Raw genomic sequence first — 24,174 nt, 5'->3', positions numbered from 1 at the left:
AATCGTTATATCTGGCAAGTTTGGTTAGCGAGTACCGTCGTCAGACCCACTTTCTGAGCAGAGGGAGTTATGTGGTAAGTCACGGTACATGTGCTGTTTGCATCACTGCCCCATACCACCCGCAGCGTTCCATTGTCTTCTACTCCACGCACATAAGCCTGACCCGCCTGACCAACGGAACCAATCGACAGCCCCTTTTCATCCAGCACGTTGGCTCCTAACGGTATAAATCCGTTATCAGAGCGATGAAGGTCGAGCAGCAATGAGCGGCCCTGGTCGGTTTCAAAATCCACCTGTACGATGGCACCACTGCGCGGCACTGACACTGTGCTGGTGCTTTTTACCTCCACGTCTGATTCCAGACTGGAAATATCGATACCTACAGTGTTCTCCCGATAGGCCGTCAGATAGGGCATAATGGCGTAACCAGAGCTGCCAATGACACCGTCACCGATGGTCAAACGAGCCCCTTTTGCACCTGGCGCATTGACCAGTGCCAGCGTATCGGTGTCACCTATACTTCCTGGTGCCAGCGTTAGACCGCCTGCATGTACCATCATTCCCCCGCTGTAACTCATGGAGTACTGACGACTGCTGTCATCGGAAGCCGAAGCAGAAAGGCTTAGCGGACCATAGGAACTGTTGTAAGTGCCATACCCGCCTAGCTGGTTAATATCACCGCTATCAGAATGGGTCGTACTGGTGTTTACGCTGTAACTGAAGCGGTAATCATCTGTATTGCCATTGGCGCTGGTGTTGAAGGAGGTATTCTTTTTAAAATCAGAACTCATACTTGTGTTAATGCTGGAGAAACCGGCTGGATGGCGCTTATGGCCCAGCAGATTCTCCAATGGAATCGTCAGATTCAGGTAAACACTGTCATCTTTCTCGCCATACTCGTCGTAGCTGCGCTGTAACGATACGCTATAGCTACCCAGCCAGAATGAGTTGTTATAACCAACGGAATATTGTGAAGTGGAACTGGTATTATTCCAGTAATCCTGCCAGCTTCCCGTCAGATATAATGAACCATAAGCATCTTTTCCGGAGCTGAGCGGTTGACTGATGTTTAGCTGAATTTGGTTCTTCATACGTTGGAAGTGATTGTATACATCGTTGCCCGTGTGCTCTGGATTACGCGATATATCCCGGTATTTAACGTCTTCTGACAGCGAAGCCGCATCGTTTAACGTCAAATAGTCTTCGGTGGAGAAGCGATACGCTGCAACGTTGAACGAGGTCTGCGTCTCTTCAACGAGCTTACTCCATGAAAGGCGATAACTTTGACCTGTCAACGTTCCTATACCATCCACATCCGCATCGGAATGTGTCACGTCGAAGGCGAACGCGCCTATATACGTGTTCATCGCAATGCCAAGCAGACCTGAGAAATAGCCCGTGTCCATATACTGCACGCCAGCGTAACCGGTAAACAGATTGCTTAAGCCGTAATAACCAGTGGCATAACCCAGACGAGGCTTATCACGAAGGCCATTGTCATTTAATTCACCAGCGCCGATATCCCAGCGGCTATACCCGGGGCGCAGTAGTTGGCTGACGGAGGAGTAGGGCACTGAAAAGGTACGTGTGCTGCCGTCTGACTCTTCAACCGTGACGATCAGGTCACTGCCATAGCCGGTTGTGCTGAGGTCATTAAGCTCGAAAGCGCCCGGTGGCACCGTGCTTTCATAAATCTTGTTTCCGTTTTGGCTAACGGTAACTTTAGCGTTACTTTTCGCTACGCCACGGATAGTGGGGGCGTAGGTTGAAATACCGCCAGGGAGCATGCGATCGTCGTTATACATGCGTAATCCACGCAGATTTAACGAGTTAAACGTATCCCCACGCGTATAGGAATCACCCACCAGTAACTGAGCTCGCAGGGAAGTGATATCACGCTGTAGATAAATATCCTGGCTTGAATAGTCGGAGCCACTTTCCTGATCCCAGTTCAATGTCCCGCGTGAACGTAAGCGCCATGGTCCCATATTCAGGCCATATTTAAGCCCGGCGTAAGCAGTATCGCTCGAACCGTCAGGCGTGTCGGAATGCCAGGCGTTAAGATCGTAGGATAATGTTCCCGCGGTAATGCCGTCTTCCCACAGAGAGGGATCGACATATCCCCCAGGACGATGTTCAACATAAATTTGTGGAACAATCAGACTCAATTCTTGTGTACCTGCATCGAAATCCCAGGAGGCACCCGTAAAAGCGTGCTGTAATTCGACACAGGTTTCCTCAGCATTTTCAACAGCACTGTCTTTGCCTGTCGCAGCCTGAATAGCCTCTGCTTTAAGGCCAATTTGCATCAATATTTTCGGGGTGAAGCAAGGTTGTGCGCGGGGAGTCCCGTTATCTTTGAAGGTGAAATCGGTAAGCAGTTTCTTTTGCCCATTAAGAACAAGCTGCGTTTTGAATGTGCCTGGTACTACCGGGTTCCCGCGGGAAAAGCGGCTAACATCAATATTGGTTCCTGTTTTGTACAGGAACTGATCGTTGAATTCGACCTCTTCACTACCAGAGGATGGCACAGCCGCACTCTCAGCGGCAAAACTTGCAGTCTGAAGGGCTGTGCATATGGCAATACAAAGAAACGAGTGGCGAAATAACATTGCTATCACTAATCCGTTAGCTACTAATTAATGTACAGTTCTTCTTAATTAACGGTGGTCTCGTGAGGTTCAGCGCCGCCGTAATCATTTATAGATGTGTAGGTCATTTTTTTAACCTTGATGGAGCCAGCCTCTTTCAGTGCGTACGACTGGCTTGCAAAAGGAGCGACCACATGCGGATCGATTTCGATTTTTTTGCCGCCGGCGCTGATATCGATTTTTGCGACGGAGACGTAATATGGGGAGTCATTACGCGCTACCAGCGCATTATTTTGCTGCGTCCATTTAAGCTGTGCTGCTGCTACAGAAGAATCGCCTTTCAAACCATCAGGCCGGAAGAACATTTTTATGCGTGTTCTAAACGCCAGCTGCAGCATATTCTGGCTGTCGGTGTCTTTGGTTTTCGGTGGCACTTCAAGCACGTTAAACCAGTACATGGTTTCGCGGTCCTGGGGCATTGCTTGTCCAAGCCATGTAATACGCACGGTTTGGCCTTTAGCTGGATCAACGCGTGAAACGGGGGGGGTGACGATAAACGGAACTTTTAGCTCTTCTGGGTTGGTGGTATCACGACCATCATCGAGCCATACCTGGACCAAAAGTGGCTTATTACCGCGGTTTTCCATTTTGACAGTAACGTCTTTTGCAGACTGCGGATAAATAACGCGCGTGCCGGAAATCACGATATCTGCAAATGCAGAGCTAGAAACTAAAAAAGCCGCGCTGCAAAACAGTGCGGTAACATTCATTTTTGAAAGGCGCATAATGTCATCCATTAAACAAACATGCGCCCACCTCATCCGTGAGCGCAGAACTAAAATGCAGCTATTACTGGTAAGACATGGTGAAAGTGACGTTGCTGCTCACTTTACCGGCCGCGATATCGTTAGTACCAGCAGCCCAGTCGGCGCTCGGAACGTACGCCACACGGTAGGCCAGAGTGCCTTTACCCGCTTCCAGTGTAGCTTCCTGAGTGTTGTTGTTCGGCTGGCCGATCATGACGCGATCGGAGCTGGTGGTGGTGTTGTTGAACAGCGCAAGACTTACGTTATCAGCATGACCGGTCACCGTTGGGTCGGTTTTAAGCGTACCGTTAGACAGTTCTGCGAACTGCTGAGAGGTAAAGGTCGCGGACGCTTTGGTCAGTGTATCCGGGCATTCGCTCAGATGCAGTTCGAACTCTTTAGACCCAACGCCAGTGTCAACGGTAGTTTTTTCCACGTCTGCCTTTTTAACTACAGGCATGGTAATGGTGACGTTATTGGCGTCAACACCGTTATTGGAAGTGATTACGCAAGTGGTGTCAGTTACCGCTCCATCAAAAGTGATCACGCCTACATCAGCCGCCATTGCAGAAACAGAGCCCATTGCCATTACAGCCACAGTTGCGGCTAAAAGAGATTTTTTGAACATTTTGAACATCCATTTATTAGAAAAGAGTTTGTAGAAAACCAATTCAGCTTTAGATTAAAAGCAGGGCGAATATAGTATTGTTTTGATTAACTTTGTATTTAAATATGCTTAAATTAATTTTTAGTTAATCTAATTTCAAGTGAGGCCGATAGTCCAGATAGTTAGCTCTTGAACTTCCAGGGTCAGGTCGTTTCTTTTGATGGTTAGCTTAATAGTAATACATGTAAAATTGTGTCTTAATAAAACCATTTTAATTTATTCTTATGAAATTTCACAGGCTCATAAAATATTTTATTACTTTAATTTTTAACGAAATGAGTTTAATTCTGAAAGGGAGGGTGTGTGAAATGAGTGTTATAAGCATCAAGAGAAACGCGTGGCGTTAATATTATCACTATGAATGAGTCATCGTTGATACTATCTAAATTAATAAAACGCAGGGTGAAAAGCACAGGCTGCACATTTCTCTGCAGCCTGTAAGCGCGGATTAAGCAATCTGCACCGGAATCGCCTTCGCGGTACGTTTCATCTCATTGTCGCCTTCAAAGTACGCCACTTTAGGCTGCCAGCGGCGCGCTTCTTCATCGGACATCATGACAAAGCTGGCGATAATGACGATATCACCTACGTCCGCGCAATGTGCAGCCGCGCCGTTAACGGAGATGATTTTAGAACCGCGCTCGGCAGCAATCGCGTAGGTTGAGAAACGTTTGCCGTTGTTAACGTTCCAGATATCAATGGCTTCGTTTTCGAGAATACCCGCCGCGTCGAGAAAATCCTGGTCGATCGCGCAGGAGCCTTCATAATGCAGGTCGGCCTGAGTGACTTTCACACGGTGAAGTTTACCTTGCAGCATTTTGCGAATCATTACGTTTACCTTTCATCTTCCGGGTAGAAAAACTACGCCAGCTCAACCACTTTGTTATCGATAAGGCGGGCTTGGCCGAGCCATGCCGCCACCAGAATTACCGCACGTTTGCTGGTCTCTGTAAGTGCCAGAAGCGTATCGGCATCCCGAATTTGAACGTCGTCAGCACGAAGACCTTTCTCGTTCAGCGCCTGTTCAGCCAGGGCGATAATCTCTTCTGCTGTTAACTCTTTTGCCAGCAGTTGCTCTGCCATCGTACTCATGACTTTGCTTAAGCCCGGCGCAATTTTACGTTGTTCGGCGGTCAGATAGCCGTTACGGGAACTGAGCGCCAGGCCATCTTTCGCGCGTACAATCGGCACGCCGACGATCTCGATGTCGTAGCCCATGTCGGCAACCATTTTGCGGATCAGCGCCAACTGCTGGAAATCTTTCTCGCCAAAGCAGGCGATGTCCGGCTGCACAAGGTTAAACAGCTTGCTGACGATGGTGGAGACGCCACGGAAATGGCCCGGGCGGCTGGCGCCCTCCAGCATGGTCGAAATACCCGGCACGTCGACGTAGGTCGATTCAGTGGTGCCCTGGGGATACACATCTGCGGGTGCCGGTGCGAAGACGATATCCGCATGACGTTTTTTGAGCTTCTCGCAATCTTCCTGCAAAGTACGTGGGTAGCGCGCCAGATCGTCTTCGCGATCGAACTGCATCGGGTTAACGAAGATACTGACCACCACGATATCTGCCCGGGCTCTCGCTTCATCGACCAGCTTCATATGGCCGTCGTGCAGGTTGCCCATGGTTGGAACAAGGGCGATACGTTTACCTTCCTGACGCGCCCGACGAATATGCTGACGCAGCAGCGGCAGGGTTTCTATGATTAGCACACCTGGACTCCTTAATGGAAACTGTGTTCTTCGCCCGGATAAACGCCGGACTCAACCTCGGCAATATACTGCCGCACAGCAGCACGCATGTCGCCTGCTTCTGACAGGAAATTTTTAGCAAATTTTGGAATATGGCCACCGGTGATCCCAAAGGCGTCGTGCATGACCAGAATCTGGCCATCGGTGACGTTACCCGCGCCGATGCCGATCACCGGAATCGACAGCGCCTCAGTGATACGCTTAGCCAGCTCAACCGGCACACACTCCAGCACCAGCAGCTGCGCGCCCGCGGCTTCCAGCGTCACGGCATCATCAAACAGCGTCTGCGCCGCATCGCCTCGGCCCTGCACCTTATATCCGCCAAAGATGTTGACCGACTGCGGCGTCAGCCCCAAATGACCACAAACCGGCACGGCGCGGTCAGTGAGCATTTTCACCGTATCGACCAGCCAGGCGCCGCCTTCGATTTTGACCATATTGGCGCCGGCGCGCATCACTGTCGCCGCATTTTCGAAGGCCTGCTCCGGGGTGGCATACGCCATAAACGGCAGATCGGAAAGCAGCAGGCAGGCGGGGGCACCCCGGCGCACGGCGCGGGTATGGTAAGCAATATCCTCGACCGTGACCGGCAGAGTGGAATCATGTCCTTGTACCGTCATCCCTAACGAGTCTCCGACCAGCATGACGTTGATCCCTTCTTCGGCAAACAGTTTTGCGAAGCTGTAGTCATACGCGGTGATAGTGGCGAAGCGTTTTTTTTCCTGTTTGCATTTCTGCAATAAGGAGATGGTGGTTGGTTTCATACTGTTTCCTGATGGCCCAAAAGCGAATCTTTGCGCATTCTAACAGTAACATTTGAGGGAACAATGATTTTAGGCAATCGATTAACCGCAAATAAGGAATGGTTAATCGATGCGGAGGCGGGATTACCAGCGGGCCGGTTTATCCGCGTTGATATTTTGCAGAACGGCTTGCAGCGAGGAGCCGTCAGGGAAGGTGAGATCGGGCGCGACTTCAAACAGTGGCCAGAGCATAAACCCACGGTTTTTCATGTCGTAATGCGGAACGGTGAGGCGTTCGGTGTTAATCACCTCGTGACCGAAAAGCATAATATCGAGATCGAGCGTGCGCGGTCCCCAGCGTTCGGCTTTGCGGACACGACCCTGCTGTAGCTCAATACGCTGGGTATTATCCAGCAGCGTTTCTGCGTCAAGGGTCGTTTCCAGCACCACGGCGGCGTTCAGATAATCAGGTTGATCCTGCGGGCCGAGCGGCGGCGTACGGTAAAATGAGGACAGCGCGACAATGCAGCTTTGGGGGATCTCTCCCAGGGCCTGCACGGCAGCGTTAACCTGCTCCAGCGGAGAGGCCAGATTGCTGCCGATGGCGATATACGCAAGGGTCATGCCGTACCTTCACGACGCGGTGCGCGTTTGCGCGGGCGACGGTGACGACGGCGCGGTGCCGGTTCATCATCCAGATCCGTAAGCATATCTTTTTGCTCCGGTGGCGCAGAAACCTGAAACTCGCCCCACCACTGCGCCAGGCGCTGTAGTTCCGGGTTCCTTTCAACTTCAGCACGCAGAGAGAGCAGATCGAACGCGGCGCGGAACTTAGGATGCTCCATCAGCTTCCAGGCGCGTTTACCCTGACGGCGGGACATACGCAGCTGAAGCTGCCAGATATCACGCACCAGCGTGGTAATACGTTTCGGGATCGCCAGCGTGCGACAGCCTTCGTCCAGCACGTCGTTTGCCGCCAGCGCGAACGCATCATAATAGGCGAGACCGCTCTCCTGGGTAATGCGCTGCGCCGTTTCCAGCAGCGGATACCAGAACATGGCCGCGAACAGGAACGCCGGATTCACGCGCATATCGTTATGAATACGGGTATCGGTGTTCTTCAGCACCTGCGCAATTATCCGCTCCATTGCGCTGTCACCGTTTTCGGTGAAGTAGCGGGTAATGGTCGGGAACAGCGGCTGGAACAGGTTGTACTCACGCAGCAGGTTGTAGGTTTCAAACCCGTAGCCTGCCTGGAGCAGCTTTAACGACTCCTCAAACAGACGGGCAGGGGGCACGTCGTTGATCAGCGTCGCCAGGCGCGGGATCGGCTCTGCGGTTTCCGGGCTGATACGCATGTTCAGCTTGGCGGCGAAACGCACAGCGCGCAGCATTCGGACCGGATCTTCGCGATAGCGTGTTTCCGGCGTGCCGATCAGGCGAATCAGACCGTCTTTCAGATCCTGCATACCGCCGACGTAATCGCGCACGGTAAAATCCGCCACGCTGTAGTAAAGGCTGTTGATGGTGAAATCGCGACGCTGAGCATCTTCTTCAATAGAGCCGAAGATGTTGTCACGCAGCAGCATGCCGTTTTGGCCGCGCTGGGAAGTCGTGCGATCGTTAACGCCCGCTTCGTGGTGACCGCGGAAGGTCGCCACTTCAATAATTTCCGGTCCAAACATCACGTGCGCCAGACGGAAACGGCGGCCAACCAGACGGCAGTTGCGGAATAATTTACGCACCTGCTCAGGCGTGGCGCTGGTCGTCACGTCGAAATCTTTTGGTTTTTTGCCCAGCAGTAAATCGCGCACCCCGCCGCCGACGAGATAGGCCTCGTAGCCTGCTTTATTCAGACGATAGAGCACCTTGAGGGCATTTTCACTGATATCTTTGCGGGAAATATTGTGCTGCTCACGCGGAATGACCGACATGTGTGGCTGTGCAATAGCGTCGTTCGCCATGCTCTCTTCGCGGCTCAGCACTTTACGGCAAAAATTAGCGACTCGGGTAAAAATAGTACACCTCGTAGTGTGTTTTGTTATCAAAAAAGCGGCTAATCATAGCTCAGCGCAACGCATTTGAGAATGCTGGATTTTTGGCACGGCCATAAGCGCCCAGTCAGCAATGGCCGTTTTCAGCAATTCATCCAGACTCAGATCCTGCCATTCCTGCGTTACATTCTGGTTGAGAAATCGCAGCGCGTCGATCAAAACCGGGCGCGGATCGCCGTCAGGCAGCGCCGGGGCATGATTCTGTTTCGATAGCTTATTTCCCTGTTCATTGACTGCCAGCGGCAGATGGATGTAATCCGGCACCGCCCAGCCAAACTGCTGGTAAAGCGATATTTGCCGCACGGTAGGCTCAACCAGATCCGCCCCGCGCACGATTTCCGTAACACCCTGGAAATGGTCATCGACAACCACCGCCAGGTTATAGGCAAACAAACCATCACGACGGTGAATAATAAAATCTTCACGCGCCAGGCGTTCATCCGCCTGAATTGTTCCTGAGAGTACGTCGGTAAACTGCGTCACCGGAGAACGCTGTATCAGCCGCACGGCGGCATTCTCAGGACCGTTGTGCCGCGTACGGCAGTGGCCGTCGTAAACGCCACCCACGCTCTGAATTCGCGCCCGCGTGCAGGTGCAGTTATAGGAAAGGCCCTGTTCAGCAAGCCACGCCAGACGTTCACGGTAGGCATCATGGCGTTGAGACTGCCAGAGTACGTCGCCGTCCCAGTGAAGACCGTAATGTTCCAGCTGACGCAGAATAGTTTCTGCTGCACCGGGAACTTCACGTGGAGGATCGATATCTTCAATGCGGACCAGCCATTGACCCTGACGGGCGCGAGCCTGTAGGTAGCTGCCGAGCGCGGCAATTAATGAGCCGAAGTGTAATTCACCGGAGGGAGATGGCGCAAAGCGCCCGATATAGTGAGATTCAGACATATCAACGGTAACAAGGCGGGAGAGACTCCCGCCTTAGCTGAGTAGTGAGAGGGCAGGCGTTAGCCGGCCATCTGTTTTTCGCGGATTTCTGCCAGCGTTTTACAGTCGATGCACAGATCGGCTGTTGGACGCGCTTCCAGGCGACGAATACCGATTTCAACACCGCAGGATTCGCAGTAGCCAAAATCTTCGTCCTCGACCTTCTTCAGCGTTTTTTCGATCTTTTTGATCAGTTTGCGCTCGCGGTCACGGTTACGCAGTTCGAGGCTGAACTCTTCTTCCTGAGCGGCACGGTCGACCGGGTCCGGGAAGTTAGCAGCTTCATCCTGCATATGTGTAACGGTGCGATCGACTTCATCCCTGAGTTGATTACGCCATGCTTCAAGAATACGCTTGAAGTGCGACAGCTGGGCTTCGTTCATATACTCTTCGCCCGGCTTCTCTTGATACGGCTCCACCCCAGCGATGGCGAGAATACTCAGGGACGATGTTTTACGGTTTTGCCCTTCTTGCATGTTGCTTCTCCTTAACACGCACTATCGATCCCCGTGTTGGGGGAAAAATCAGGTCGCTATAAATAGCAGATGCTTTTCCGTATGGCAATTATCTAAACGTAACACTTGACAACCCTGTGAGGAAAAGCGTATTTGCGCACGCGGCCAGAACACTTATTAGTCAATCGTCTAATCCCTTATAAGACAATGGGAAGAGAGGATCTCAGAGTCATATTATCGGCAGAAAGTTCCGCTTTATAAGCGAAAATCTCTACCCCCTGCTTTTGTGCCTCATTCAACAATTGCGCGTATTTAGGATCAATATGACGGGCCGGGGAAAACCGTTCAATGGCTGAATGCAGAACCGCAAACAGCAACACGGCGCGCTTGCCCGCCGCCGCTACACTCATTAGCTCTCGCAGATGCTTCTGGCCACGTAGCGTTACCGCATCCGGAAAGAAGCCGTTTTCTTGTTCCGCTAACGTCACTGATTTCACTTCAATATAGCACTCAGGGCGGTCTTCCGCCTGTAACATAAAATCAATTCTGCTGCCTTCATCGCCATATTTCACTTCGCTTTTTTGCGTGCCGTAACCCACCAGTTCAGGAAGCATTCCATTTGTCAGGGCTTCCTTAACCAGCTGATTTGCGCGCAGGGTATTCACGCAAATAAATGCCCCGCTTTGCGTCTCGGTCATTTCCCAGGTATGAGGATATTTGCGTTTAGTATTTTCTGATGTGGAATACCAGACCGTGTCACCCGGCGTGGCGCAACCGGTCATGGCGCCGGTGTTAGGGCAGTGCAGCGTGAGCGTTTCGCCCTCAGGGGTGATCACGTCAGCGAGAAAGCGTTTGTAACGCTGGATCAGCGTGGCGGGCTGGAGTGCAGGGCTAAACTTCATCAGGATTCCTTAACGTGTCGCCCAGCGTCCAGCGCTGAAGCGGAGTATAGCGGGTGCGTCCTTGTACAAAGGCAGATTCGTACAGCGCAAATTCATTCACCTGAAAGGACCAGTGAAAGCCCGGTGGCGGGATGGCAACGGCCTGACCCGCATCGCGCAGCAGGGTAATGTGGGGATGAAACGGCTGTGGGCTCTGATAACAGCCGCTTCGCGCGGCCTGCGCCCGCAGCATGTTGGCGAGCTGTAGCAGTCCGCGAGGGGGCTGCCGCGTCCCCAGCCAGACCACCCGAGAGCGCAGCCATTGCCCGGCATCGTCAAGATGCAGCGTAAACCCCGGCTGCGAAATGCGTCCGGCCATTGCGCTTAACGCGCGCTGCTTTTCAGCGCTTACTTCACCAAGAAAGGCTAACGTCAGGTGCATATTGGCGGCGACGACGGGGCGGCCCGCTTCCGCGGGGAAGTGGCTGGCGCGCCAGCGAACAATCTGCCGTTGAAGCGTGGTGGGTAATTCAATGGCGAAGAATAGCCGTTTTGACTCAGACATGCGCAAGACTCGGTAATGATATGCGCCGATGCTACAATGTACGCCGATTAATGTTAACCCTCTGGAGCCGTAAGTGTCCTCTTTGCCCGTCGCTGTCGTCCTTCCTGAGCTACTCGCAGCCTTAGAACATGCGCCACAGGTTTTGCTCAGCGCGCCCACCGGAGCGGGTAAATCCACCTGGCTGCCCCTGCAAATTCTGCGCGAGGGGAGCATCAGCGGGAAAATTATCCTGCTGGAGCCGCGCAGGCTGGCGGCGCGCAATGTGGCGCAGCGCCTGGCGGAACTGCTGAATGAAAAACCGGGCGAGACGGTAGGGTACCGGATGCGCGCCGAAACCTGCGTTGGACCGTCCACGCGGCTGGAGGTGGTCACCGAGGGTATTCTCACCCGTATGCTGCAAAACGATCCGGAGCTGACCGGCGTCGGGCTGGTGATCCTTGATGAATTTCACGAGCGCAGCCTCCAGGCCGATCTGGCCCTTGCGCTGCTGCTCGACGTTCAGCAGGGGCTGCGCGACGACCTTCGGTTGCTGATTATGTCGGCGACGCTGGATAACGAGCGGCTCCGGCAGACGCTCCCTGACGCGCCGATGATCTCCTCTGAAGGGCGTGCGTTCCCGGTCGAGCGCCGCTATCAGCCGCTGCCTGCCCATCAGCGTTTTGACGAAGCGGTTGCCATCGCCACCGCCGAATTGCTCCGTCAGGAACCCGGCTCGCTGCTGCTGTTTTTACCCGGCGTAGGCGAAATCCAGCGCGCACAGGAGCAGCTGGCATCCCGGGTGAACAGTGACGTTATGCTGTGCCCGCTCTACGGCGCGCTGCCGTTGGCTGACCAGCGCAAGGCGATCCTTCCCGCACCGGCGGGGCAGCGCAAAGTGGTGCTGGCAACCAATATCGCGGAAACCAGTTTGACCATCGAAGGCATTCGCCTGGTGGTGGACAGTACGCAGGAGAGGGTGGCCAGTTTTGATCCGCGTACCGGGCTGACGAGGCTACTGACTCAGCGCATCAGCCAGGCCTCGATGGTGCAGCGCGCAGGGCGAGCAGGGCGTCTTGAGCCGGGTATTTGCCTGCATTTAACCAGTGCCGAGCAGGCGGAGCGTGCGGCATTGCAGAGCACGCCTGAGATTTTACAAAGCGATCTCTCCGGGCTGGTGATGGATCTGATGCAGTGGGGCTGCCCGGACCCTGACCAGCTCACCTGGCTTAATCCTCCGCCTGTCGTGAACCTTTCCGCCGCGCGCAGCCTGCTGACCCAGCTTGGCGCGCTGGAAGGCGAGCGACTGACGGCGCGCGGTCAGAAAATGGCGGCGCTGGGCAACGATCCGCGTCTGGCGGCAATGCTGGTGGCAGCACAGGGCGACGATGAAATTGCCACGGCGGCAAAACTGGCGGCTATTCTTGAGGAGCCGCCGCGCGGTGGCAGCAGCGATCTGGGACAGGCCTTTTCTCGCCATCAGGGAAACTGGCAACAACGCGCGCAGCAGCTGTGTAAACGCCTGAATTGCCGGGGCGGTTCGCCTGACAGCGATAAAGTTATCCCTCTGCTGGCCCAGGCCTTCCCGGACAGGATCGCTCGCCGTCGCGGGCTGGATGGTCGCTATCAGCTGGCAAATGGGATGGGCGCGATGCTGGACAGCGATGACGCCCTGACGCGTCACGAATGGCTGATCGCGCCGCTCTTGCTCCAGGGCAGCCACTCCCCGGACGCGCGTATTTTACAGGCGGTTGCCGTGGATATTGACGCGCTGACGCGTGCCTGCCCGCAGCTGCTTCAGCAATCTGACATCGTGGAATGGGATGATGCCCAGGGCACGCTGAAGGCGTTCCGTCGTAGCCAGATTGGCAAACTGACGCTCGGGACGAAACCGCTGGCGAAGCCGTCGGAGGAAGAGTTACACCAGGCGATGCTGAACGGCATTCGGGAAAAAGGGCTGAGCGTACTGAACTGGACGCCGGAGGCCGAACAGTATCGCATTCGCCTGCATTGCGCCGCGAAGTGGCTGCCGGAACAGGGGTGGCCAGCGGTGGATGATGAGACGCTGCTCGCGACGCTTGAACAGTGGCTGTTGCCGCAGATGAACGGCGTACACTCGCTGCGCGCCCTGAAGGCGCTTGATGTTAAGGCAGCGTTACAGAATTTACTGGACTGGTCGTTACGTCAACGTCTGGATAGTGAACTGCCTGGGCATTACACTGTGCCAACCGGGAGCCGGATTGCCATTCGTTATCATGAGGATAATCCGCCGGCGCTGGCGGTTCGGATGCAGGAGATGTTTGGTGAGGCCACCACGCCATCCATCGCTGAAGGGCGCGTGCCGTTAGTGCTTGAGCTGCTTTCGCCTGCGCATCGTCCCTTGCAGATCACCCGCGATCTGGGGGCGTTCTGGGCGGGGAGCTATCGTGAAGTGCAGAAAGAGATGAAAGGGCGATATCCCAAACACGTCTGGCCGGACGATCCGGCGAATACCGCGCCGACACGGCGCACGAAGAAATATTCGTAATGGATTGAAAAGGGGAGTGCGGCCTGATGCCCTCGCCCCGGCCCTCTCCCACGGGGAAAGGGATAAACAAACTTTGAGAGATTTCTTCTTTCACTGATCTGTGCAAGATAAGAAAATCTGGCCTTTGCGCCTGAATGTTGCGGAGAAAAAGCATGGCGGGGAATGACCGCGAGCCAATAGGACGTAAGGGAAAGCCGACGCGTCCGGCGAAAGAAAAGGTAAGCCGTCGTCGCCTCAGAGATGAGGAGTATGACGATGACTATGAAGACGATTATGAGGATGAAGAACCGATGCCACGTAAAGGGAAAGGCAAAGGGCGTAAGCCTCGTGGTAAGCGCGGCTGGTTCTGGTTGCTGCTGAAGCTGTTCATTGTTTTTGTTGTCCTGATCGCGATTTACGGCGTTTATCTGGATCAGAAGATCCGCAGCCGTATCGACGGGAAAGTCTGGCAATTGCCTGCGGCAGTGTACGGTCGCATGGTGAACCTTGAGCCGGACATGTCCATCAGCAAGAACGAGATGGTGAAGCTGCTGCAAGCCACGCAGTATCGTCAGGTCACGAAAATGACCCGTCCGGGTGAATTTACCGTCCAGGCGAAAAGCATTGAGATGATCCGCCGTCCGTTCGACTTCCCGGACAGTAAAGAAGGGCAGGTGCGCGCGCGTCTGACCTTTGACGGCGATCGTCTGGAAACCATTGAGAACATGGATAACGATCGCCAGTTCGGTTTCTTCCGTCTCGATCCGCGCCTCATCACCATGCTGTCGTCCGCAAACGGCGAACAGCGCCTGTTCGTGGCGCGTAACGGCTTCCCGGATCTGCTGGTAGATACCCTGCTGGCAACCGAAGACCGCCATTTCTACGAGCACGACGGTATTAGCCTTTACTCCATTGGTCGTGCGGTACTGGCGAACCTGACTGCCGGGCGTACGGTGCAGGGGGCAAGTACCCTGACCCAGCAGCTGGTGAAAAACCTGTTCCTCTCCAGCGAGCGCTCTTACTGGCGTAAAGCCAACGAAGCGTACATGGCCGTGCTGATGGATGCGCGCTACAGCAAGGATCGTATTCTTGAGCTGTACATGAACGAGGTGTACCTCGGTCAGAGCGGTGACAACGAGATCCGCGGCTTCCCGCTGGCGAGCCTGTACTACTTTGGTCGTCCGGTAGAAGAGCTGAGCCTTGACCAGCAGGCGCTGCTGGTGGGCATGGTGAAAGGCGCGTCGATCTACAACCCGTGGCGTAACCCGAAACTGGCGCTGGAGCGTCGTAACCTGGTGCTGCGTCTGCTGCAACAACAGCAGGTGATTGACCAGGAGCTGTACGACATGCTGAGCGCGCGTCCGCTGGGCGTTCAGCCGCGTGGTGGGGTGATCTCTCCGCAGCCTGCCTTTATGCAGATGGTGCGTCAGGAGTTGCAGTCTAAGCTCGGGGATAAAGTGAAAGATCTCTCCGGCGTGAAGATCTTTACCACCTTTGACTCCGTGGCACAGGACGCCGCAGAAAAAGCGGCGGTAGAAGGTATTCCGGCGCTGAAAAAGCAGCGTAAGCTGAGCGATCTGGAAACCGCGATGGTAGTGGTTGACCGTAACACCGGCGAAGTTCGTGCCATGGTGGGCGGTGCTGAGCCGCAGTTTGCGGGCTATAACCGTGCCATGCAGGCGCGTCGTTCAATTGGTTCACTGGCAAAACCGGCGACCTATCTGACCGCGCTGAGCCAGCCGAATCTTTATCGCCTGAATACCTGGATTGCCGATGCGCCAATTTCCCTGCGCCAGCCTAACGGCCAGGTTTGGTCACCGCAGAACGATGACAGACAGTTCAGCGGCCAGGTCATGCTGGTGGATGCGTTAACCCGCTCGATGAACGTGCCAACGGTTAACCTCGGAATGGCGCTGGGCCTGCCGGCCATTACCGACACCTGGCAGAAGCTGGGGGTACCGAAAGATCAGCTGCACCCGGTGCCAGCGATGATTCTGGGGGCGCTTAACCTGACGCCAATCGAAGTGGCGCAGGCGTTCCAGACCATCGCCAGCGGCGGTAACCGTGCTCCGCTTTCCGCTCTGCGTTCGGTGATTGCCGAAGATGGCTCCGTGCTGTATCAGAGCTTCCCGCAGGCAGAACGTGCAGTTCCGGCGCAGGCGGCCTATATGACGCTGTGGACCATGCAGCAGGTTGTCCAGCGCGGTACAGGCCGTCAGCTGGGAGCGAAGTATCCGGGCCTGCATCTGGCGGGTAAAACCGGGACCACCAACAACAACGTCGATACCTGGTTCGCCGGTATTGATGGTCGTGAAGTGGTCATCACCTGGGTGGGGCGCGATAACAACCAGCCGACCAAACTGTATGGCGCGAGCGGTGCGATGTCGATTTACCAGCGCTACCTGGCCAACCAGTCTCCGGTGCCGCTGAACCTGGTTGCCCCGGAAGATATCGTTGATATGGGCGTGGACGCATCGGGCAACTTTATCTGCGGTGGCGGGATGCGTACGCTGCCGGTCTGGACGACTAACCCGGATGCGCTGTGTCAGCAAAGTCAGCCAGAAGAACCGACAGGTAACCCGTTCGATCAGTCTTCTCAACCTCAGCAGCCGCAGCAACAGCCGCAGCAGCAGAATGAGAAGAAAGACAGCGACGGTGTCGCCGGCTGGATCAAGGACATGTTTGGCGGAAACTAATTAGTTTCCTGAATAAAAGGCCGCTTAATGATTAAGCGGCCTTTTTTTATGTTTACATTCATTTATATTTAAAATTATTAAATTTAAAATGTAGAATTATTAATTTTTGCTTTTTTTCATCTAAAACAGAAAGTTGTGTCCGATTATTCGGGTGTTATCATTTTGCGATCTAGACGTGATGAAGAATAATCTGATTAAATCCTCTCCAGAAATTTACTGACCTCACAGGATATTCCTTAGAGGACTTCCCAACATTTTTGTATATATCAAGAATGGATATCTTCATCATCACATATAAGGATATTGTTATGAGTAAATATGTTGTTTCAACGGTGTTGGCCAGCACGCTTATGGCTGCACTCTCTCTGCCGGTATTTGCAGCGAATGATTCTGGTACGGTAAATTTCGCCGGAAAAATTGTGGCGGATACCTGTGAAATTGATGTTGATGGCTCGGGGTCCAATACTTCCACCGTCACATTTGCAGATACTTACCCTTCTGATTTTGGCACTGACGGTCAGGTCGGGACGTCGAAGGCCTTTAAGATTGAAGTGAAAAAATGTGATCCGCTGGTTGCCAAACTGAACCTCAAGTTCAGCGGCACCACAACGGATGCGGAATACAAGCGCCTGAAGAACGATCTTTCCGGCGCTGGCAATGCGACCAACGTTGGCATCATTGTCAGTAATGAAAATGGGACTAAGGGCGACGTGGTTTTCAACGGATCAGAACCGGAAGCCGGTACCGATGTTGCGAACGATGCCACTGGCGCCACAGCATCTGTCTTTAATTACACCGCGAAAGTTATTCAGGTTGGTGATAACAAACCAACAGCAGGTCACTACTCCTCATCTGCAACGTTCGAGGTTGTTTATCGCTAAATCTATTTTGGCAGCCTGAAAGGGCTGCCTTCTGGAACGTAGTATGAATTATTTATTAAAATTGTTAGGTGGATGTTTGATTATCTCTTGCTGTTCAGTACAGGCAAGTGTGGTTCTCGGTGGCACGCGAATTATTTATCCATCGAATAAATCCGAAGTACAAATAGCACTCAAAAATAAAGACCCTCATACTCGATATCTGGTGCAAAGCTGGGTGAGTTACCCCAATGATGCAAAAGCACCTTTCATCATTACGCCGCCTGTCTATAAATTACAGGAAAATCGTCAGACCCTTTTGCACATCATTTTTACCGGCGATAAAAAAAATCTGCCCGCAGATCGCGAATCTTTATTTCTGGCGAATGTGAAATCCGTCTCGGCGTTATCACCTGACTTAAAAGACAAGAATACGCTGCAATTCGCGATGAAAACGCGTCTGAAGCTGTTCTGGCGTCCTGCTGATTTGAAAGAAACCGATGCGCTACAAGCCTATGAAAAAATCACCTTCCGCCGCCAGGGGAACAAGCTCATTGCGAAAAACCCAACGCCGTTTTACGTCTCCTTTGGCGAGCTGGCCGTGGGCGGGAAAAGTGTCCCTGTGACTGACACAAGAACAACGCCGGGGGCGATTTCAATGATGGTCGCACCTTTCAGCGAGCAATATTTTTCTGTGCCTCAATCTGCAAACGGGCCCGTGACGTGGACTGCTATTAGCGATTTCGGCGCGCAAACCTCCCAGCGCAAGCAGGCTCTTTAAACACACAATGCTGGTACCCTATGTCGTCATCTCCACTCTACAAACAGGTTCTGAAGGGAATCGCGTTAGCGCTGCTCGCGATGATCCAGCCTGTGAGTGCAGATGACGAATTTAACCTGCGGATCCTCGAGATGGACACTCCGCTGGAAAACACCTCAACGCTAAAAAATTTCATCAATGATAATGGCTTACTGCCGGGAAACTTTCTGACGACCATTATGTGGGATCGGGATGTTCTGGATAAACGCACGGTGAGTTGGATCTTGTCTGACGATAAGCAGCGCCTGTTACCGGAGCTGACCAAAGAGGATCTGCGTGCATTAGGGGTAAAAGTCGACACGATCCCGGACATGAAAGATCTGGATGATGCGGTGATAATCGATGACATCTCCCATTTTATTGATAATGCCCGCTACGATTACGACCAGGATAATCAGACCCTCAAGCTGGTGATCCCGCAAAAATACCGCGATCAGGCTGCGGCCGGGGCTATCGAGCCTAAATTCTGGGATGACGGTGCTCCCGCCGCCTGGACAAGCTACCAGTTTAGCGGCTCTCAGCAGCACTACCGTTCTGGTGAAACGTCATCTGCATGGCTTGGTCTGGAGTCGGGGATCAACCTCGGGGCGTGGCGGTTGCGTAACAACAGCACCTGGAGTGACAACGCCGGTTGGGATGCAATCGCCAGTACGCTGCAACGTGATATCAAAACCCTGCAAAGCCAGCTTGAGATAGGCCAGACGTACACTAACGGCGAGCTTTTCGACAGCGTCCAAATGACCGGCGTGAAGCTGGAAACGGATACTTCCATGCTGCCCACCAGCCAGCAGGGGTTTGCCCCCGTGGTGCGTGGTATCGCTAATAGCGATGCAAAAGTCACCATCAGGCAAAACGGCTACACCATTTATCAAAGCAACGTCTCTCCGGGGCCATTTGAGATCCGCGATTTAAGCCAGGTCACATCCGGCGCGGATCTGGAGGTGACGGTGGAAGAGGCCGACGGCAGCGAACACAGCTTCATCCAGGCCAGCGCATCGGTACCGGTGCTACAGCGGGAAGGGGCATTTAAATATTCGCTGGCGGCAGGGCGTTATCGCGGTAATGAAGGTGAGGACGAGCCCCCTTTTCTGCAAGGGACGGTCATTTACGGCCTGCCTTATGGCGTAACAACATACGCCGGCGCGCTCGTTGCATCGTCGTATCAGGCTATGCAGGCGGGAACAGGGGCCGATCTTGGCCGTTTCGGATCGGCATCCGTGGATGTGACCGCCGCCCGTACGGCTTTTGATGATGGACGAGATGATGCCCGCGGGATGTCATGGCGTGCGCAGTATTCCAGGGATATTCCGGATACAGACACCACCGTGACGCTTGCCAGCTACCGTTATTCCACCTCAGGGTTTTATACCTTTCAGGAAGCTGTCGACCAGCGTGACAGCGAGATTGACGATGGGATTTATACCTATCGGCGAACCAATAATCGGCGCAGCCGCATGCAGGTTAATCTTTCCCAACGCGTTTCGGACTGGGGATCGGCTTACCTTAATGGCTATCAGCAGGATTACTGGAACATGGCAGGACACGAGCGCAGCGTCAGTGCGGGGCTAAGCTCCGGCTGGCGCGGTATAACCTGGTCGGTAAGCTACAGCCTGACGCGTACGCCGGACGCCAATACCAATCGGCAAATGGCGTTGATGGTCAACGTACCTCTTTCACGCTGGCTAGCGAACGCCTGGTCAACTTACAGCGCCAACACTGCCAGCGGTGGATTCGTTTCGCATCAGGTAGGGATCGGCGGCACGGCACTTGAGAACAATAACCTCAGCTATAACCTCCAGCAGACCTATGCCAGTCAAGATACTGGCTATGGCGGCAGTGTATCCGGGCGCTACCGGGGATCTGCCGGTGATGTCGGGCTGGGGTATAACTACGGGGGCGATAACCGACAGTGGAACTACAGCGCGCAGGGTTCAATTGTTGCGCATGAACATGGAGTAACCCTGGGGCAATCCGTCCGCGACGCCTTTGCCATTGTCCATATCAAAGATGGCGATAACGTCAAAGTACAGAACGGGCGAGGGATCTCCACCGATCGCTTTGGTAACGCGATTGTCCCTTCCCTGACGGCTTACCGGAAAAACGGTATTACGGTCAACACCCAGGATCGTGAAGATATTGAAATTGCCGCCGCTACCCAGGATGTTGTCCCAACAAAAGGTGCGGCCATCTCAGCGAATTTTGATGCACGAGTGGGGAAGCGTGCGCTTATCACGCTGCTTTTCCACGGCAAGCCGGTACCTTTCGGCGCCATTGTCACGCAGGAAAGTGCAACGGCTATCGTCGGTGATGAAGGAGAAGTCTGGCTTACCGGTCTGCATGAAGCGGTTTCCCTGAATGTGCAGTGGGGTGACGGGCGCGATCAACGGTGTGCGTGGGCGGGGGATCTCCCTCCCGGGCGCTCAGCAACTATTTTGAAAATGACGGTAGATTGCCAATGAGGCGTAGCAAAGAACTATTCATCAGCGCAATGGCTGGCCTAATCATGCTGTTTTCAGCTCCGGCCTTCGCAACTTGTACATTTACGGGAGGCGGGAGTAGCGGGGGAATTGTTACCTTCAATATTCCCGCTGTCATACAGCTTGAGCCAGATGTCCAGGTCGGTACGATTATTTATGACGCCAGCGTGGAATCAGGTGAGATCTCGCAAAGCTGTGATGATGATTCCGTTCGGGTACGTAGAGGCTATCTCTCATTGAGTGGTGCTGATGCGCGTGAAGATGTTTTACCCGGAGTGTACAAAACCAACTTGACCGGAATTGGGGTTCGCGTTGCAGCGTCTACAACCCAGTTCCCCAGCTATACCGAAGAAGACATTATCAGGCCGGAAACTTATCTTGGCACGATAAGAAGCTTTTCAACGAATTACAACTTCCGGGCTACCGCTCAGTTGATCGTTATCGGTGAGGTCGAAGAGGGCGATCTTAATACGTCCCTGTTAACCTCACATGAGACTTACGATAACCATGTGATAGGCGAAATCCGCTTTTCACCAACCAGTGTACATATCACAACAAACACCTGTAACCTGGTGGATAAAAACATCTACGTGCCGCTAGAAACGGTCAATGTGCACGATTTTAACGGTCAGTATTCCGACATCCTGACCGACAGTCGTTTCAGGATTGATATTACGGACTGCGCAGCCGGAACAAAAATTGATTATCAGTTCACCAGTGCAGGGTCGACTGGCGTAACGGATGGTAATATCCTCAACATTGCTACGGGAGACAACGCTGCAAGCGGCGTAGGCATTCAAATCCTCGACAAGAACGATGCAGTGCTCCAGTTCGACCAGAGCTACACGGCAATAACCCGTACCCAGGACAACGTCCCGGTTGAGATCCCACTCAAAGCCCGTTACATCAAAACGGGAGAGGTTAAAGCCGGGAAAGTCGACGCCGTCGCGACTTTCGAACTCTTTTATCGTTAAGCCCTCCGGCCCGTTTCGGCGGGCTTTAGCGATCATTTCGCTAACTTCATTAACCCTCTATTTTCATCTGGTTAATTCTTAAACCCTTAAATCTTGTAGGGCCGCATACTGCTTGCTATGCAGCCAACGTTTCGCATATTATTCTGCGGTCATAATAATAATTCTCGTTTACGTTATCATTCACTTTTCCATCAGAGATCCATCATGGCGCTTTCCAATACTGCTCAGCCAATTAACACGTCGCTGCGTAAAATCGCGGTCGTCGTAGCCACAGCGGTTGCCGGCATGTCTGCTTATGCTCATGCCGCCGAAACCCCGAAAAAAGAAGAAACCATTACTGTTACTGCCGCACCGGCTGCGCAGGAGAGTGCCTGGGGGCCTGCGGCGACGATTGCTGCAAAGCGCACTGCAACGGCGACGAAAACCGATACACCGATCGAGAAAACCCCGCAGTCCATTTCCGTGGTCACACGTGAAGAGATGGACATGAAACAGCCGGGGACGGTTAAACAGGCGCTGGCCTACACGCCGAGCGTTTTCGCAACGCGCGGCGCCTCAACGACCTATGATGTGGTTTCGATTCGTGGGTTCACCACCTCCAGCACCGTGAATACCAACCAGTATCTGGATGGTATGAAGCTGCAAGGGGATAACTACTCTGAAGCGTCGATGGACCCATACTTCCTGGAGCGCGTAGAGCTGCTGCGAGGCCCGACGTCCGTACTGTATGGCAAAAGCCACCCTGGCGGCGTAGTGAGTATGGTCAGCAAGCGTCCAACCACGGAACCGTTAAAAGAAATTCAGTTCAAAATGGGGACGGATAACCTGTGGCAGACTGGGTTTGACTTCAGCGACGCGATTGATGATAACGGCGTGTGGTCCTACCGTCTGACCGGCCTGGGACGCAGTGAAAATGCGCAGCAGGAGATGGTGAAGTCTACTCGTTACGCGATTGCGCCGTCTTTCAGCTGGCGTCCTGATGATAAAACTGATTTCACTTTCCTGAGCAACTTCCAGAGCGATCCGGATGCGGGTTACTACGGCTGGCTGCCGCGTGAAGGTACCGTTGTGCCTTACTATGATGCTAACGGAAAGGCGCACAAACTGCCGACCGATTTCAACGAAGGCGATGAAGACAATAAGATCTCCCGTCGTCAGAAAATGGTGGGTTACAGCTTCGCGCATGAATTCAACGACACCTTCACCGTGCGTCAGAATCTGCGTTATACCAAAATCAATACGCTTTACCGTTCAGTTTACGGTAATGGCTATATCGCTCCGGCCCAAATCAGCCGTGCGTACGTGCGCTCAGATGAAGACCTCAACTCGTTCACGGTTGATACACAGCTCCAGTCGAAATTCGCGACCGGTGCCGTTGACCATACGCTGCTGACGGGGGTGGATTACCTTCGTATGCGCAATGATATTGATGCTGACTACGGTACCGCCGATCCGATCAGCATGAACAATCCGCAGCACGGCAATGCGAACGTCAATGTGAACTTCCCGTATGCCATGCTCAATCGCCAGGAGCAGACCGGGCTCTATGCGCAGGATCAGGCGGAATGGGATAAGTGGGTACTCACCATGGGTGGCCGCTATGACTTTGCAAAAACGTCTGCCTTTAACCGTAATAACGGGACCACCGCGGAAATTAACGATCAGGCATTTACCTGGCGCGGGGGGATTAACTACCTGTTCGACAACGGGATTACCCCATACTTCAGCTACAGTGAATCCTTTGAACCGCTCTCTGGCACCACCCAGGGCGGCAAACCGTTCGACCCGGCGCGCGGCAAGCAGTATGAAGCGGGCGTGAAGTATGTTCCTAAAGATCTGCCTGTTGTGGTGACGGCCGCGGTATATCAGCTGACCAAGAACAACAACCTGACCGCCGATCCGGCGAACCCGACCAGCGGCTTTAGCGTGCAGGGCGGTGAAATTCGCTCCCGTGGCTTTGAGCTGGAAGCGAAAGCGGCGGTGTCGGCTAACGTGAACGTAACGGCGGCCTACAGCTACACAGATGCGGAATATACCCACGATACCTGGTATGAAGGTCGTCGTCCGGCAGAAGTACCGCGCAACATGGCATCCCTGTGGGCGGATTACACCTTCCACGAGACGGCGCTGAGTGGCCTGACCGTCGGTGCGGGCGCGCGTTACATCGGTAACACGGTGACGTACTACTCCTCAGCGTCGCCTAAAGCCTATGAGTCCTTTAACGTCGCGGGTTATGCCCTGGCGGATGCGACCGTGAAATACGATCTGGCGCGCTTTGGTCTGCCGGGATCTTCCGTCGGCGTCAACGTGAACAACATCTTTGACCGTGAATACGTCTCCAGCTGCTACAGCGAGTATGCATGCTACTGGGGAGCAGGACGCCAGGTTGTTGCCACCGCGACCTTCCGCTTCTAACCT

19 protein-coding genes are annotated in these 24,174 nt (G+C 53.7%); 7 read left to right on the top strand and 12 right to left on the bottom strand.

What is annotated here, in order from left to right:
• Positions 1 to 5: 5 nt before the first annotated feature.
• The 12 genes from H2Z33_RS04070 to thpR all read right to left on the bottom strand — a co-directional run bounded on the left by H2Z33_RS04070 (position 6) and on the right by thpR (position 11,450).
• Positions 6 to 2,612: an outer membrane usher protein gene (locus H2Z33_RS04070; RefSeq protein ID WP_058688012.1), complete on the bottom strand. Its 2,607-nt coding sequence runs from the start codon at positions 2,610 to 2,612 to the stop codon at positions 6 to 8.
• Between the two features lie 44 nt (positions 2,613 to 2,656).
• On the bottom strand, positions 2,657 to 3,361 hold the full coding sequence (locus H2Z33_RS04065) for a fimbrial chaperone (RefSeq protein ID WP_370532108.1): 705 nt from the start codon (positions 3,359 to 3,361) through the stop codon (positions 2,657 to 2,659).
• Between the two features lie 79 nt (positions 3,362 to 3,440).
• Positions 3,441 to 4,025 carry a fimbrial protein gene (locus tag H2Z33_RS04060; protein ID WP_033486457.1) on the bottom strand — a complete coding sequence of 195 codons (585 nt, stop codon included), beginning with the start codon at positions 4,023 to 4,025 and terminating at the stop codon, positions 3,441 to 3,443.
• A 487-nt stretch (positions 4,026 to 4,512) separates the two neighbouring features.
• Positions 4,513 to 4,893 carry an aspartate 1-decarboxylase gene (panD, locus tag H2Z33_RS04055; protein ID WP_063135043.1) on the bottom strand — a complete coding sequence of 127 codons (381 nt, stop codon included), beginning with the start codon at positions 4,891 to 4,893 and terminating at the stop codon, positions 4,513 to 4,515.
• A gap of 32 nt (positions 4,894 to 4,925) precedes the next feature.
• Positions 4,926 to 5,777 (bottom strand): pantoate--beta-alanine ligase, encoded by an 852-nt coding sequence (gene panC / locus H2Z33_RS04050; protein WP_063135044.1) that lies wholly within the window; start codon positions 5,775 to 5,777, stop codon positions 4,926 to 4,928.
• An 11-nt stretch (positions 5,778 to 5,788) separates the two neighbouring features.
• Positions 5,789 to 6,580, bottom strand: coding sequence for a 3-methyl-2-oxobutanoate hydroxymethyltransferase (gene panB, locus H2Z33_RS04045; protein WP_062938407.1), 792 nt, complete (start codon positions 6,578 to 6,580; stop codon positions 5,789 to 5,791).
• Between the two features lie 123 nt (positions 6,581 to 6,703).
• On the bottom strand, positions 6,704 to 7,183 hold the full coding sequence (gene folK / locus H2Z33_RS04040) for a 2-amino-4-hydroxy-6-hydroxymethyldihydropteridine diphosphokinase (RefSeq protein WP_062938408.1): 480 nt from the start codon (positions 7,181 to 7,183) through the stop codon (positions 6,704 to 6,706).
• A complete protein-coding gene (gene pcnB, locus H2Z33_RS04035; protein WP_026080645.1) occupies positions 7,180 to 8,577 on the bottom strand; it encodes a polynucleotide adenylyltransferase PcnB in 1,398 nt (465 codons plus the stop codon). Before pcnB ends, folK begins: the two co-directional genes overlap by 4 nt.
• A gap of 42 nt (positions 8,578 to 8,619) precedes the next feature.
• On the bottom strand, positions 8,620 to 9,510 hold the full coding sequence (gene gluQRS / locus H2Z33_RS04030; RefSeq protein ID WP_039271683.1) for a tRNA glutamyl-Q(34) synthetase GluQRS: 891 nt from the start codon (positions 9,508 to 9,510) through the stop codon (positions 8,620 to 8,622).
• A 59-nt stretch (positions 9,511 to 9,569) separates the two neighbouring features.
• A complete protein-coding gene (gene dksA, locus H2Z33_RS04025; protein WP_001155232.1) occupies positions 9,570 to 10,025 on the bottom strand; it encodes an RNA polymerase-binding protein DksA in 456 nt (151 codons plus the stop codon).
• A 176-nt stretch (positions 10,026 to 10,201) separates the two neighbouring features.
• Positions 10,202 to 10,906 (bottom strand): DNA/RNA nuclease SfsA, encoded by a 705-nt coding sequence (sfsA, locus tag H2Z33_RS04020; protein ID WP_017694492.1) that lies wholly within the window; start codon positions 10,904 to 10,906, stop codon positions 10,202 to 10,204.
• Positions 10,896 to 11,450, bottom strand: a complete 555-nt coding sequence (thpR, locus tag H2Z33_RS04015) for an RNA 2',3'-cyclic phosphodiesterase (RefSeq protein WP_003856249.1) — start codon at positions 11,448 to 11,450, stop codon at positions 10,896 to 10,898. Before thpR ends, sfsA begins: the two co-directional genes overlap by 11 nt.
• Positions 11,451 to 11,523: 73 nt before the next feature.
• Between thpR and hrpB the strand changes: the two genes are divergently transcribed.
• The 7 genes from hrpB to fhuA all read left to right on the top strand — a co-directional run bounded on the left by hrpB (position 11,524) and on the right by fhuA (position 24,171).
• The gene (gene hrpB / locus H2Z33_RS04010; protein ID WP_063135045.1) at positions 11,524 to 13,953 is read left to right on the top strand and encodes an ATP-dependent helicase HrpB; all 2,430 of its coding nucleotides are present in this window, start codon (positions 11,524 to 11,526) and stop codon (positions 13,951 to 13,953) included.
• Between the two features lie 152 nt (positions 13,954 to 14,105).
• Positions 14,106 to 16,628: a bifunctional glycosyl transferase/transpeptidase gene (gene mrcB, locus H2Z33_RS04005; RefSeq protein ID WP_017383751.1), complete on the top strand. Its 2,523-nt coding sequence runs from the start codon at positions 14,106 to 14,108 to the stop codon at positions 16,626 to 16,628.
• A 272-nt stretch (positions 16,629 to 16,900) separates the two neighbouring features.
• On the top strand, positions 16,901 to 17,509 hold the full coding sequence (locus H2Z33_RS04000) for a fimbrial protein (protein ID WP_015572710.1): 609 nt from the start codon (positions 16,901 to 16,903) through the stop codon (positions 17,507 to 17,509).
• Positions 17,510 to 17,552: 43 nt separating this feature from the next.
• Positions 17,553 to 18,266 (top strand): molecular chaperone, encoded by a 714-nt coding sequence (locus H2Z33_RS03995; protein WP_017383749.1) that lies wholly within the window; start codon positions 17,553 to 17,555, stop codon positions 18,264 to 18,266.
• A 20-nt stretch (positions 18,267 to 18,286) separates the two neighbouring features.
• The gene (locus H2Z33_RS03990; RefSeq protein WP_063136073.1) at positions 18,287 to 20,764 is read left to right on the top strand and encodes a fimbria/pilus outer membrane usher protein; all 2,478 of its coding nucleotides are present in this window, start codon (positions 18,287 to 18,289) and stop codon (positions 20,762 to 20,764) included.
• A 44-nt stretch (positions 20,765 to 20,808) separates the two neighbouring features.
• A complete protein-coding gene (locus tag H2Z33_RS03985) occupies positions 20,809 to 21,756 on the top strand; it encodes a fimbrial protein (RefSeq protein WP_225561498.1) in 948 nt (315 codons plus the stop codon).
• A gap of 204 nt (positions 21,757 to 21,960) precedes the next feature.
• Positions 21,961 to 24,171, top strand: a complete 2,211-nt coding sequence (gene fhuA, locus H2Z33_RS03980; protein WP_063135047.1) for a ferrichrome porin FhuA — start codon at positions 21,961 to 21,963, stop codon at positions 24,169 to 24,171.
• Positions 24,172 to 24,174: the final 3 nt, after the last annotated feature.

The sequence above is a fragment of the Enterobacter sp. YSU genome (genome assembly GCF_016082135.1).
GTDB classification, from domain to species: domain Bacteria; phylum Pseudomonadota; class Gammaproteobacteria; order Enterobacterales; family Enterobacteriaceae; genus Enterobacter; species Enterobacter hormaechei_C.
This window is presented reverse-complemented; position numbering and strand designations above follow the sequence as displayed.